Source organism: Methylobacterium sp. D54C, assembly GCF_053345595.1.
In genome coordinates, this window is sequence record NZ_JBKFAK010000011.1 from 1 (window position 1) to 12,818 (window position 12,818).

8 protein-coding genes and 1 tRNA gene are annotated in these 12,818 nt (G+C 70.8%); 4 read left to right on the top strand and 5 right to left on the bottom strand.

Annotation, left to right across the window (positions count from 1 at the left end; translation table 11 throughout):
- Positions 1-171: 171 nt before the first annotated feature.
- From ACLBYB_RS20050 to pth, 3 genes are all read right to left on the bottom strand, one after another.
- Positions 172-1,161, bottom strand: coding sequence for a MaoC/PaaZ C-terminal domain-containing protein (locus ACLBYB_RS20050; protein ID WP_447699777.1), 990 nt, complete (start codon positions 1,159-1,161; stop codon positions 172-174).
- Between the two features lie 147 nt (positions 1,162-1,308).
- Positions 1,309-2,406 (bottom strand): redox-regulated ATPase YchF, encoded by a 1,098-nt coding sequence (gene ychF / locus ACLBYB_RS20055; RefSeq protein WP_447699778.1) that lies wholly within the window; start codon positions 2,404-2,406, stop codon positions 1,309-1,311.
- Between the two features lie 230 nt (positions 2,407-2,636).
- Positions 2,637-3,245, bottom strand: coding sequence for an aminoacyl-tRNA hydrolase (gene pth, locus ACLBYB_RS20060; protein ID WP_447682468.1), 609 nt, complete (start codon positions 3,243-3,245; stop codon positions 2,637-2,639).
- Between the two features lie 295 nt (positions 3,246-3,540).
- On the opposite strand from pth, the gene ACLBYB_RS20065 reads away from it, so the two are divergent.
- On the top strand, positions 3,541-3,771 hold the full coding sequence (locus ACLBYB_RS20065) for a hypothetical protein (protein ID WP_020094261.1): 231 nt from the start codon (positions 3,541-3,543) through the stop codon (positions 3,769-3,771).
- Positions 3,772-3,785: 14 nt separating this feature from the next.
- Here ACLBYB_RS20065 and ACLBYB_RS20070 read toward each other — a convergent pair whose 3' ends face one another.
- Positions 3,786-6,011, bottom strand: coding sequence for an FUSC family protein (locus ACLBYB_RS20070; protein WP_447699779.1), 2,226 nt, complete (start codon positions 6,009-6,011; stop codon positions 3,786-3,788).
- Positions 6,012-6,210: 199 nt separating this feature from the next.
- Here ACLBYB_RS20070 and ACLBYB_RS20075 point away from each other — a divergent pair.
- Positions 6,211-6,287, top strand: a tRNA-Arg gene (locus tag ACLBYB_RS20075).
- A gap of 1,025 nt (positions 6,288-7,312) precedes the next feature.
- Here ACLBYB_RS20075 and ACLBYB_RS20080 read toward each other — a convergent pair.
- On the bottom strand, positions 7,313-7,558 hold the full coding sequence (locus ACLBYB_RS20080; RefSeq protein WP_447699780.1) for a hypothetical protein: 246 nt from the start codon (positions 7,556-7,558) through the stop codon (positions 7,313-7,315).
- A gap of 264 nt (positions 7,559-7,822) precedes the next feature.
- Here ACLBYB_RS20080 and ACLBYB_RS20085 point away from each other — a divergent pair, with 264 nt between their 5' ends.
- Both ACLBYB_RS20085 and ACLBYB_RS20090 read left to right on the top strand, forming a co-directional pair.
- Positions 7,823-10,051: a CHASE3 domain-containing protein gene (locus ACLBYB_RS20085; protein WP_447699781.1), complete on the top strand. Its 2,229-nt coding sequence runs from the start codon at positions 7,823-7,825 to the stop codon at positions 10,049-10,051.
- A 357-nt stretch (positions 10,052-10,408) separates the two neighbouring features.
- Positions 10,409-12,814: a PAS domain S-box protein gene (locus tag ACLBYB_RS20090; RefSeq protein ID WP_447699782.1), complete on the top strand. Its 2,406-nt coding sequence runs from the start codon at positions 10,409-10,411 to the stop codon at positions 12,812-12,814.
- The last annotated feature ends 4 nt before the right edge of the window (positions 12,815-12,818 follow it).

Sequence of the window (12,818 nt, forward strand, 5' to 3'; positions counted from 1 at the left end):
CGGTGCCGCACCTCAACACGTTCATCGAGCGCAGCGTCTGGCAGACCTGGGCCGACCATATCGGCTTCGACAGCGTGACGTTCCTCGACGGCACGGCGGCGCCGTGGCCGTCGGGCGTGTATCTGGGTCAGTCCCTCGCGGTGCTCGGCAAGGCGCCGGCCTGAGGCCCGCTCACGGCTCCCACTGGTGGAAGACCGCGCTGTCGAAAGCGAAGACCGCCTCGCCGCGCTGGTTCACCCCGGTGTTGCGCGCGAAGGCCAAGCCCCAGCCCGGCCGCGACGCCGAGGCACGCTTGTCGGTGAGCTTGGCGCTGAACCGGACCGTGTCGCCCGCGTAGACCGGCTTCAGCCAGCGCAGGTTCTTGAACCCGGGGGAGGGGCCCGCCTCCGGGACCGGCCCGCGGGTGGCCGTGTAGGCGGCGTCCCGGGCGCGGGTCGTGAGCATCCGGTTCATGTAGGCGGCGGTCGTGTGCCAGCCGGAGGCGCAGAGGCCGCCGAAATGGCTGCGCTCGGCCGCGTCGTGGTCGAGGTGGAAGGCCTGCGGGTCGTAGGCCCGCGCGAAGGCCACGATCGCCTCGGCGCTGAACGGGTAGGCGCCCAGCTCCCGCACGGCGCCGATCTCGGCGTCCCGCAGGAACGGCAGGATCTCGGCATCCTCCGGCTCGGTGACCGGCCCCGGCACGCCGATCTCCACGGGCCGCGGGGGCAGGGGATCGGTGCCGCGGCGGGCCAGCATGAAGGTGAAGCGCTGGGTCAGCACCGTCTCGGCCCGCTGGTTGGCGAGGGCGACCTCGGCGGTCAGGAAGCCGAGGCCCGGCTTCGAGGCCGAGTCGCGCAGGCCCGCGACCCGGAAGGTCAGCGTCAGCGCGTCCCCCGGCAGGACCGGCGCGAGCCACCGCAGCTCGTCGATGCCGGGCGCGCCCAGCGACGAGCCGCCCCGGAACGGCCCCTGCTGGAGCAGGCGCATGCCCAGGGCCGCCGTGTGCCAGCCCGAGCCGATCAGCCGGCCCGCGAAGGTCGTCTCCGCCGCCGCCTCGTCGAGGTGAAAGGGCTGGAAGTCGAAATCCTTCGCGAAGCCCACGATGGCGTCGCGGGTCACCGTCAGCGGCTCCCCGACGATCACGTCGCCGACGGAGAAGTCTTCCAGGGCGGGATCGGGCATGGTGGGCTCGTCACGTTGATCGGTGGGGTGGGCGATCGGGATCGCCGTCTTCGCGAGCGGAGCGAAGCAATCCAGGCGGCGCCGCGCTCACCGGGGTCGCGCCGCCCTAGGTCGCGTCGCTGCGCTCGCGATGACGGGTGCCGGACCTCAGTTGGCGAAGCGGAAGTGCAGTACGTCGCCGTCCTGCACCACGTAATCCTTGCCCTCCAGCCGGAGCTTGCCGGCATCCCGGGCCCCGGACTCGCCGTTGAGCGCCGTGTAGTCCTTGAACGCGATGGTCTCGGCCCGGATGAAGCCCTTCTCGAAATCCGAGTGGATCACCCCGGCCGCCCCGGGGGCGCGGGTGCCCTTGGTGATCGTCCAGGCGCGGGCCTCCTTGGGGCCGACCGTGAAGTAGGTGACGAGGCCGAGCAGGTCGTAGCCGGCGCGGATCACCCGGTTCAGGCCCGGCTCGGCGAGGCCCACCGCCTCCAGGAACTCGGCCTGGTCGGCCTCCGGCATCACGGCGATCTCGCTCTCGATCTTGGCCGAGACCACCACCGCCACGGCACCCTCCGCCTTGGCGCGGGCGAAGACCGCGTCCGAGTAGGCGTTGCCCTTGTCGGCGTCGCCCTCGTCGACGTTGCAGACGTAGAGGACGGGCTTGGCCGTCATCAGGCCGAGCGACTGGAACAGCTTCTCCTCGTCGGGCTTGCGCTCCACGAGGCGGGCGGGCCTGCCGTCGCGCAGGAGCGGCAGGGCGCGGTTGACGAGGTCGAGGGTCTCCTTGGCCTCCTTGTCGGCGCCCTTGGCCTTCTTCTCCAGCGACTGGGCGCGGCGCTCCAGGCTGTCGAGGTCGGCGAGCATCAGCTCGGTCTCGATGGTCTCGATGTCGGCGGCCGGATCGACCTTGCCCTCCACGTGGGTGACGTCGCCGTCTGTGAAGCAGCGGACCACGTGGGCGATGGCGTCGACCTCGCGGATATTGGCCAGGAACTGGTTGCCCAGGCCCTCGCCCTTGGAGGCGCCGCGCACGAGGCCGGCGATGTCCACGAAGGTCAGCCGCGTCGGGATGATCTCCTTCGAGGAGGCGATCCGGGCGAGGTCATTCAGCCGCGGATCCGGCACCGCCACCTCGCCGACATTCGGCTCGATGGTGCAGAACGGGTAGTTCGCCGCCTGGGCGGCCGCCGTCTGCGTCAGCGCGTTGAAGAGGGTCGACTTGCCGACGTTCGGCAGGCCGACGATGCCGCATTTGAAGCCCATGGGTCAGTTCCGTCGCAGCGCGTCGTCGAGCGACGCGCGGAATGGGTTGATGAGAATCGGGCCCGCGAACACGACGCCGCGCGCCCCGTCCTCGGTCGAGCGCGCGCGACACCGACGCGCCGGGCCGCGGCCGCCGGGAGGCAATCGAACCGCCGACAGCCGGGCGCGACGCGCACCGCCTTCATCGGACCCTCTCGCCCGCCCCGATATCCCGTCCCCGTGTGGGCGTGTCAATTTCTGGCGCCCAGCGTCTTCACGTCGTCCCAGCCGCGGCCGGCCATGGCGAGGTGGACCTTGTTCTGGAAGCTCGCGTCCTCGCCGGCGGCGAGCAGGGCGGCGTGGTCGGCCACCGCCCGGCAGAGATCCTCGACCCAGGGCAGCTCGGCCTTGCCGAAATCGTTGAGCACGTAGGCATGGACCAGCGCCTTGTCGCCGGGATGGCCGATGCCGAGCCGCACCCGGCGGTAATCGTTGCCGCACTGCGCGGTGATCGAGCGCAGGCCGTTATGGCCGGCATTGCCGCCGCCGAGCTTCACCCGGAGCTTGGCCGGGGCGAGGTCGAGCTCGTCGTGCAGCACGATCACGTCGCCGAGCGGGATCTTGTAGAAGCGCTGCGCCTCCGAGACCGCGCGGCCGGACTCGTTCATGAAGGTCGAGGGCTTCAGCAGGATCGCCCGCTCGGTGCCCAGCACAACCTCGGCGGCCTCGCCCTGGAACCGGTGGCGGAACGGGCTCGCCCGGTGCTGTCGGGCGATCGCGTCGACGGCGAGGAAGCCGATATTGTGCCGGTTGCCCGCGTAGCGCGCGCCCGGGTTTCCGAGGCCGACGATCAGCCGCATGGTCTGCATCCCTCTCAGGCCGCGGTCTGTGCCACGCTTCGGCGCGGGACGCATCCCCGGCCGTGCCTGGGCCCGTCGCGCGCCTTCCGGCCCGCGCCGCGTCTCCCCGTGCGCCAGCGCACGGCGGCGGTCGAACCCGGGGCAGAGTATCTCCGTTGAGAGGTCACATTCGGCCAAGCAAAGCCGGAGCGATCAAGACCGCCGCCCAGCGCATCGCGACGACGATCTTCCTCACTCGACACGGTTGACCGGATGACTTCCCGCTGAAGTCATACGAAGACACTCGGAGATCATCATGACCGTTCGCATGCTCGCCGCCGCCGCCCTGGTCGCCGCGGTCGCCACGCCCGCCCTCGCGCAGGGCCTGGACTCGAAGCACTCGCCCTACCCGGCCTCGGCCTATTCGGGCTGGGTCGGCAACGCCCCCGTCCTGTACCGGGACGCCGCCGGCCCGGCCCGGCCGGCCGCCTACCGCTACAGCGGCCCGCATGCCGGCGGCCCGGCCAACGCCCTGCCGCGGTTCTGACGGGGGGCCGTCCGTCAGGACGGCAGGACGGGCTGACCGGCCCGCGCCGTGGTCCCTTGGCCCGAAGCCGGGGCCCCGCCATCGACCCCCGACGCGGCCCGGATCTCCCCGGGCCGCAGGGTTCCGACCAGAAGATCGACCTGGCTGACGAGGCGCACGAGCGACTGTCCGCGATCCAGCGCCGGCCGCTCGGGCACGGGCCTGTCCGCGCCCAGGGCCGCCAGGGTCGCGGTGATCCAGGCCCGCCAGGTCTCCGCCTCGGGGGCGGCCGCCTCCGGGGCGTGCCGCAGGACGATCAGCCGGGCGCTGATCCGGCGCAGGGTCGCGTCGGCCACCAGGGCGGATTCCACCTCCGGGTGGCTGCCGGCCCGGGGCTGCTGCAGGGCGCGGGACAGCGCCGCCTCCAGATCGTTGAGGGCGAGGCCGGCCTCGCGGCTTTGCGCCGCGATCGCGGCCTCGCGGCCCTCGCCGGGCGGCGCGCGGAGCACCGCCTCGGCGAGCCCGGCCTGGGCCTTCAGCGCCCGGCGCAGCTCCTGCCGGACCTGATCGGGCTCCCAGATCGGCCAGAGCACCAGGCAGCTCGCCACCGCGATCACGCCGCCCAGCACCGTGAAGCCGCCCCGCATGGCGACGATCTCCCAGGAGCTGTGGCCGGGCTCCAGCAACTCGACGAGCAGCACCACGAGGGGCGTCAGGCAGGTGACGAAGAACCCGTACGAGATCTGGCGCGCCGCGAAGCCGACGATGCTGAGCACGAGGATGAGCCCGGCCTCCGCCAGCGGGCTCGTGGCGTAGTAGGCTAGCCCGGCCCCCACGAGGCCGCCCAGCACCGTGCCGCCGATCCGCTCCAGGGCCCGCTGCCACGTCGCCGCGTAGAAGGGCTGCATGGTGAGCACCACGGTCATCACCAGCCAGTGCGTGAAGGCGCCCGCGTAGGTCAGGGTGGCGGCGAGCGCCGGCGCCGCGACCGCGCTCGCCCGCAGGGCGTGCCGCAGGTTGGGCGAGGCCAGGGTGAAGTTCTGCGCCAGCGGCCCGACGTAGCGGGTCCAGCGGTCGAGGCTGCCGCCCTCTGTGATCGTGCCGCCGGGCCGGTAGCCCTCCGGCGTCGACAGCTTGGCGCCGAGCCGCACGCGCCCGGCGATCCGGTCGGCGAGGCGGGCCAGGGTCGGGTCCTCCGACAGGCCCTCGGCCACCCGGGCGATGGAGTGCTCCAGGCGGGCGAGGTCGAGGTTGACGTCGTCGCGGATCGCCCGGGCGATGGTCACCAGCAGGGGGCGCAGGCGCCGCAGGAAGACCTTGGCGAGCGCCCGGCGGCGCGCGTCGGGCCGGCTGTCGATCAACTCGCCCACGGCGATCAGCGCGGCGAAGATCTGCTCGGCGCTCTCCAGGCGCAGCAGGGCCTGGGCGGTGCGGTCCGAGACCCGCTCGCGGGAGCGGGCGAGGTCGAGGATCATGGTCCGCGCGGTCTCGATGCTCGCCCGCACGCCGCGGCGGTGGCCCCGCGCGTGGCCGTCGAAGGCGGCCGTGTCGGGCTCCGGCAGGGCGACGAGCCGCTCGAGGTCGCCGCAGAGCCGGGCGAGGTTGTGCCAGACCTCCGCCACCGCCCGGTGGGCCGGTCGGTACGGGTGCAGCCGCCAGATGACCAGGGCCAGGAAGGTCGCCCAGAGACCGCCGGCGGCGAACATCGCCGCGGTGACGGCCGCCTGCGCGACGTCGAGCGGCCGGTCGAGGGCGATGCACAGGACCACCACGAGCACGTTGCCGGCCGACTGGGCCTGCACGCTCCAGACGCGCGCGTACGAGCAGGCGAAGATCAGCGCGCAGGCGACCGGGACGACCACCGGCAGGCCGAGGGGCTGGATCAGGCCGAGGCCGGCCCAGAGCAGGCCGCCGAGGAACGAGAAGGCGGTGAGGACGCGCAGGCGCGCCCGCATCGGGCCGCCGTTGTCGCAGAAGCAGGCGAGGTTGGCGGCGAGCGCCATGGTCAGCAGCGGCGACCACTGGATCCAGATGTTGAGGAGGATGACGACGCCGAACGCGAAGGCGGCGCGCACGCCCTCCACGAGCCGCACGTTCCGGAGGTCGAGGCCCGTGGGCAGGCGCCGCAGATCGCCGCCCGGCCGGCTCAGGCTGCCCCGGCCGGCGGCGAGGCGGCGGCGCCGGACACGTCCGGGGGGCGAGGCTGTGGGACTCGGCGCGGTCAAGCTCGGTCTCCCGACGGGGGCGCGGCGCCCCGGCATGAACCGCGCTCCGGCCTGACCGGATCCGCGGCGGCGCGCAACCCCGGCCCGCTCCCGGCGCCGGATCGCGAAGGCGCGTCCGGCGCATCGCCGCGGGGCAGTCTCTCCATCCTCGGCCCGATCCGGGACGCCGCGCCGGTCCTCGCCCCGCGCGCTTGACCCTCGGGCGAGCCCGTGGCTTCTGGGGCCGCCTGGCCCCGACTCCGTAGCTCAGCTGGATAGAGCAGCCGCCTTCTAAGCGGCAGGTCGTAGGTTCGAGCCCTACCGGGGTCGCCAGCAAAATCAGTGATTTAGATCTATCTAGAGATAGTGGCGCTCGACCTCGGACGACCTGAGGACGAGTTGAGCGACTACTAGGAGCACCGCTATCAGCATCGAGAATCGCGCTGACGGCAGAATGGTCTCCTTATAGTCAGCCGCGAGGCATGGCGGCTTCGGGCTCCCACGCTATTTTATGTGGACGCTCTCGACGTAGTGATCAACGAGATCCTCGCGCAGGTCCGGCTGGGCGCGGATGATGGCGGACCGGCGCCGCGTTCCGGTAGGCTAAGCCCTTTGCGAGGTAGTGCTCGAGGATAATGTCCTCGAATTCGGTTTCGGCCGTGCGTGTCCAACCCTAACGCGGCATCGCGCTCGATCTACAGGAACACCTTCTCGTTGCAGCCCAGCGACCGGGCGACCGTCCGCGCCAGGGGTTAAGCCCGGAGGAAGGCGGATCGCGTGGCCGGCTAGGACCGCGTGCTATACCATGACGATGACGGCCCTGGCGCGCACGGTGATGTCCCGCACGGTCACGGCCACATCGTACGCCGTCAGGTCCATCTGCTCGTAACGGGGGAGCCGCAGTGCCGTTAAGGACGCCACGCTGGTGGGGACCAGCCTGCCGTAGCGGCGTGGCAGTTGCTAGTTCCGACCCGTCAAGGCATTGTCTTTAGCTAAGTAGTCGGCGGCCGGATCTGTTCTGGCGCGAAGCCAGTCATGAACCTGGCGATAGCCCGCACCAAGACCGCGGAGCCGAACAGCTGGTTTTACGCGCGCTGCCGCATTGGCGTGAAGTTGTCTGGCCGAAAGCGGAATGGCCGCTTCAGAGTGTGTCGACCAGGAAAGCGGAAAACCTCCCATCGACCCAACGCAGTCGTTCATGAGCGGCTGAGCGCCTCCCGTAAGCGGACCAGGCCTCGGACGGACGGAAGATACGTGTGCGGGTCTCGAAAATTGCTTCGTCAAGTCGCGCAATCAGGGCAGGTACGCCCGCAACGTCGGCTTATGACAGCCTACACCCCGTCGTCGCCGAATTCGGCTCAGGCCATCAGGCGGTGGGTGTTGTCCGCGACGAGCTCCCGGTAGCGCGCGATGACGTCGCCCTGGCTGCCGCCCGCCATCAGCGTGTTGGCGGCCTCCATCGCCGCCACGACCTTCTCACCGACCATCGAGACCATCTCGACCTGGCCCTCGGCGCCGCCCCAGGCGATCCGCACGAGCCGCAACTCGATGACCTTCTGGGCCTCCACGGCGAGGAGGAACGCGGCAAAGAACGGGTTCAGCATAACGGCTCCGGTCGGACGGTCGCATCCGACAACGCCTCGACGAGCCCCCAGCCACTGCGGACAATGACGCAGGCCGGGGCCGTGTCCATTATGTTGAAATGCGCTCCCTCCGTCGGCCCGCCCGCAAATTCCCGCAATCGCGACATAGGCGATGGTTACGGACCAGCGGGCAGGCGATGGCCCTCGTCCCGAGCTTACGGCCAAGGTCGCACGGCGTTTGCGTCCGAAGGCTGGCTGCGGGCGGCCGGCGCAATCACGGACACCATGACCCAGTACCTCGTCAGGCGCGCCAACCTCCTCGTGCTCGGTGTCCTCATGGCCATCGTCGCCCTGGTCGGCGCGGTGACCTGGGAGCGCCTCAACGCCTCGCGCGAGGCCCGGGAGTGGTCGCAGCACAGCTACCGGGTCCTGAGCACTACCAAGGACCTCGCGATCGCCCTGCGCGACGCCGAGCGTGGTCAGCGCGGCTACGTCCTCACCGGCCGCGACGAGTACCTCGCGCCCTACGACGCCGCCCGCGACCGGCTCGGCCTGCTCCAGGGCGAGTTGCAGAAGCTGACCGCCGACAACCCCACGCAGCAGGAGCGCATCCGCGCCCTGGCACCGGCCATCCAGCAGAAGCTGGAGGAGCTCGCCCAGACCTTGCAGGCGCGCCGCGACGGCGGCCTTGAGAACGCCCTGCGCATTGTCAACGGCGACGCCGGCCGCAACCACATGCGCGAAGCCGAGGTCATGCTCGACGGCATGCTGGCCGAGGAGCAGCGTTTGCTCGACGAACGCCTCGCGCAGAACGACGGTCGGGCGGCCTGGGTGCGCTGGATGGTCATCGCCGGATCGGCACTGGCCGTCCTCACGATGCTCTGGGCGGCCCGCCTCCTGAACCAGGCATGGTCGCGCTCCTACGCGACCGAGGCCGAGCAGCGGGCCCTGGCGCTGCGCTTACGCACCACCATCGATAGCCTCAGCCAGGGCGTCGCGGTGTTCGGCCCCGAGCGCAAGCTCGCGAACTGGAACGAGTGCTTCCAGGTGCTGCTCGACCTGCCGAAGGCCATGCTCCGCCCCGGCATCGCTTACGGCGCCTTCGCCGACCACACCGGCGAGCCCGGTCGCCCCGCCCTGGAGACCGAGGACCAGGTCCGCCACGGCAGCCGGAATCCCCGTGAGGCGGTCACGTACGAGCGCGAGCGCGCGGACGGGCATCACCTTGAGATCCGCCGGACGCCGATGCCGGACGGCGGCTTCGTCCTGACCATCTCGGACATGACCAAGCGCGCCCAGGCCGAGGCCGTGCTGCGCGAGGCCCAGAAGATGCAGGCAGTGGGGCAACTGACCGGCGGCATCGCGCACGACTTCAACAACCTGCTGCAGGTCATCCTCGGGAACCTGGAGTTCGTCCGGGCTAAGCTCGACGGCGACGCCAGGCTGCAGCAGCGGATTGAGCGTGCGGCGTGGGCGGCCCAGCGAGGAGCGACCCTGACGGGCCAACTCCTCGCCTTCGCGCGCAAGCAACCGCTCGCCCCGGCGCCCGTCGACCTCGCCGCGACGATGCCGGACCTGATCCCGCTCCTGCGGCGCACGCTCGGCGAGCACATCGAGGTCCGCTACGTCGAGACCGCCGGCCTGTGGCCTGCCATGGCCGACCCGGCCCAGTTGGAGAGCGCCGTCCTCAACCTCGCGCTGAACGCCCGGGATGCGATGCCGGGCGGCGGCCGGCTCACCATCGAGCTCGGCAACAAGGTCCTCGACGAGGCCTACGCCCGGAACAACGCCGAGATTACGCCGGGCGACTACGCCATGGTGGCGGTCTCGGACACTGGCCACGGCATGACCCCGGACGTCGTCAGGCGCGTGTTCGAGCCGTTCTTCACGACCAAGCCCGACGGCAAGGGCACCGGGCTCGGCCTCGCCATGGTGTTCGGCTTCGTCAAGCAGTCGGGCGGACACGTGAAGATCTACTCGGAGCCCGGCGAGGGCACGACCGTGAAGATCTACTTGCCCCGGGCGGTCGGTGCCGTGGCCGCCGCGCCGGTCACAGGCGCGCCAGTCGAGTTGCCGCGTGGCTCGGCCACGGTGCTGGTCGTCGAAGACGAAGCGGGGGTGCGCGAAATCGCCTGCGCGATCCTCTCCGACCTCGGCTACCGAGTGCTGGAAGCCGTCGACGGCGAGGATGCGCTCCGAGTGTTTGGGACCAACCTCGCCTCGGTCGACCTGCTGCTCACGGACGTGGTCCTACCGGGCAAGGTCCGCGGGCGCGAACTCGCGGAACGGGTGCAGGCGCTGCGTCCGGAGGTGCGGGTGCTGTTCATGTCCGGCTACACGGAGAACAGCATCGTGCACCACGGCCGGCTCGACGATGGGGTCCACCTCGTGGGCAAGCCGTTCAAGCGCGAACAGCTCGCCCGCAAGGTCGCCGAGATCCTGAAGGGTGCCGCGGCGCCACCGGAGGCCGGGAACGTCGTGCCCCTGCGCCCGGTGAGGGACGCGGGTCCCTGACGCCGCTGGGTTCCCCTAGCGCCCGTTGATCGGCCCAGGAGGCTGGGGCGCCGGAGGCTCGCCCGGCGGATCGCCTTCCGGCGGTACCGGGTCCGGCGGCGGATCGCCGATGGGCGGCAACGGGTCGTCCCCTGGCTTCGGCGTATCGGACTGCATCATGCCCCCCACGTTCGGCTCCCGGGAGTGGACGCGGACGACAACGCGCGGAGGTCCGCGATGTCCCGCGCGAGGTGAACTCCGTAGTGCTGCCCGGAAATTCCGTGCCCGCGGGCGGACCTGCGCCGTGTCGCCGCGTTGTCCGGCTCGTGGTTGTCCCACGTCGGTCGCAAAGCTACTCACGCCCGCAAGCGGGGGCCTATGGACGAAGAAAACGAGAGGCTGCGCCGACGCGAGCGTGAGCTCGAAGACCGCGTGGCGAGGCTTGAGGCCCAACTCGGCGACGGCCTGCGTCGGCCGGGCCAAGGGCAGCGGACCTCCGCGGCCTCCACCGACCTACTGTTCACGGCGGCGGAGAAGACCCGCATGCCGCAAATCATCACCGACCCCAACCTGCCCGACAACCCCATCGTCTTCGCCAATCGGGCCTTCCAGAACCTGTGCGGGTACGACGCCGACGAGCTGATCGGGAGGAACTGCCGGTTCCTGCAGGGGCCCGGCACGGACCCCGCCGACATCGCCAAGGTCCGGGACGCCATCGCGGCCCGGCGGGACGTCGTCGTCGAGATCCTGAACTACCACCGCGACGGCACGCCCTTCCGCAACGAGCTCTACGTCAGCCCCGTCTTCGATCCGGATGGACAGCTCCGCTACTTCTTCGCGAGCCAGCTGGACGTCACTCGGTTCCGCACCACCGAGGGCGTGCTTGCCGAGAGCGAGGCCCGCTACCGGGCCCTGTTCGATGCTGTCGACAGCGGCTTCTGCGTCGTCGAGATGCGCTTCGACGCCGAGGACCGGGCGGTCGACTACCGCTTCGTCGAGGTGAACCCGGCCTTCGCGGCGCAGACGGGCCTACACGACGCCGTCGGGCGCTGGATGACCGAGCTCGCGCCGGCCCATGAACGCCACTGGTTCGAAACCTACGGCGAGGTCGCACGTACGGGACGACCGGTGCGGTTCGAGAGCGGCGCGGTAGCCCTGGGGCGCTGGTTCGACGTCCACGCCCTGCGTGTGGGCGAGCCCGAACAGCACAGGGTCGCCATCCTGTTCAACGACATTACCGACCGGCGACGCCTCGAAAATCATCTGGAGGCCACCGCCCAGGAACGGGCCGACGAGCGCGACATGGTCTGGCGGGCCAGCCGCGACCTTTTCGTGGTTTGCGGGCTGGACGGCACCTTCCGCAAGGCGAACGACGCCTGGACGGAGATGCTGGGCTGGGACGCCGCCGAGGTCGTCGGCGCCCGCTTCGATGCCTTGGTCCACCCCGCCGACATCCCGGAGGCCGCCGCCGCCTTCGAGCGCGTCACCGGCGGCGCGGCCCTGCAAGACGTCGACGTGCGCATGCGGATGAAGAACGGCGGCCATCGCTGGGTGTCCTGGAACGCCATCCCGCGCGGCGACCACTTCTACGCCGCGGGCCGCGACATCACCGAACGCCGCGCCTTGGAGGAGCAACTTCGGCAATCCCAGAAGCTGGAGGCGGTCGGTCAGCTCACAGGCGGCGTCGCCCATGATTTCAACAACCTGCTGACGGTCATCAAGTCGTCGACGGACCTGTTGAAGCGTCCGAACCTCGTCGAGGAACGGCGGTTGCGCTACGTCGGTGCCATTTCCGACACGGTCGACCGGGCCGCCAAGCTAACGGCTCAACTCCTCGCCTTCGCCCGGCGGCAGGCGCTCAGGCCCGAGACCTTCGCGGTCAACCAAGCGGTGGCGGCGCTCGCCGACATGGTCGGCACGCTCACCGGCGCCCGCGTGAACGTGCAGCTTGACCTGCCTGCCGGCGAACCGCAGGACCTTCACGTGAACGCCGACCCAAGCCAGTTCGATACCGCGCTGGTGAACCTGGTCGTGAATGCCCGGGACGCGATGGACGGCGAGGGTCGTCTGCGCATCCGCCTTCGCCGCACCACCCGCATCCCCGCCGTCCGGGCGCACCCGGCCCAGCGCGGCGACTTCATCGCGGTCTCGATCTCCGACACGGGATCGGGCATCGCGCCGGAGAACCTGGAGCGCATCTTCGAGCCGTTCTTCACGACGAAGACCGTCGGCCAGGGCACAGGTCTCGGCCTCAGCCAGGTGTTCGGCTTCGCCAAGCAGTCCGGCGGCGAGATCACGGTCGAGAGCCGGGAGGGCGCCGGGACGACCTTCACCCTCTACCTTCCCCGTGTCGCCCCAGCCGCCGCCTCGGTGCCCGACGCGGAACCGGAGGCGTTGGCGGAAGGCCATGGCACTTGCGTCCTTGTCGTTGAGGACAACCTCGATGTCGGGGCCTTCGCCCAGCAAGCGTTGAGCGAACTGGGCTTCTCGACGGTCTGGGCGACCGACGCGGAAAAGGCCCTGGCCGAGATCGAGCGCATCCCGTTCCGGTTCGAGGTGGTGTTCTCGGACGTAATGATGCCAGGCATGAACGGCGTCGAGCTCGCGGGCGAGATCCGACGGCGACGACCGGACATTCCGGTCGTCCTGACCTCAGGCTACAGCGACGTGCTGGCGGCCGAGGGTACCCATGGCTTCGACCTGTTGCGCAAGCCGTACTCGGTGGCTGACCTGTCGCGCATCCTCCGTCGCGCCATCCAGGAGGCAAGGTCGAAACGTCCCTGACGAC

Coding starts and splice junctions, on each gene's coding strand:
- ACLBYB_RS20080 (WP_447699780.1), bottom strand. CDS start 7,558: ATGCTGAACCCGTTCTTTGCCGCGTTCCTCCTCGCCGTGGAGGCCCAG.
- ACLBYB_RS20065 (WP_020094261.1), top strand. CDS start 3,541: ATGACCGTTCGCATGCTCGCCGCCGCCGCCCTGGTCGCCGCGGTCGCC.
- pth (WP_447682468.1), bottom strand. CDS start 3,245: ATGCGGCTGATCGTCGGCCTCGGAAACCCGGGCGCGCGCTACGCGGGC.
- ychF (WP_447699778.1), bottom strand. CDS start 2,406: ATGGGCTTCAAATGCGGCATCGTCGGCCTGCCGAACGTCGGCAAGTCG.
- ACLBYB_RS20070 (WP_447699779.1), bottom strand. CDS start 6,011: ATGCCGGGGCGCCGCGCCCCCGTCGGGAGACCGAGCTTGACCGCGCCG.
- ACLBYB_RS20050 (WP_447699777.1), bottom strand. CDS start 1,161: ATGCCCGATCCCGCCCTGGAAGACTTCTCCGTCGGCGACGTGATCGTC.
- ACLBYB_RS20090 (WP_447699782.1), top strand. CDS start 10,409: ATGGACGAAGAAAACGAGAGGCTGCGCCGACGCGAGCGTGAGCTCGAA.
- ACLBYB_RS20085 (WP_447699781.1), top strand. CDS start 7,823: ATGACCCAGTACCTCGTCAGGCGCGCCAACCTCCTCGTGCTCGGTGTC.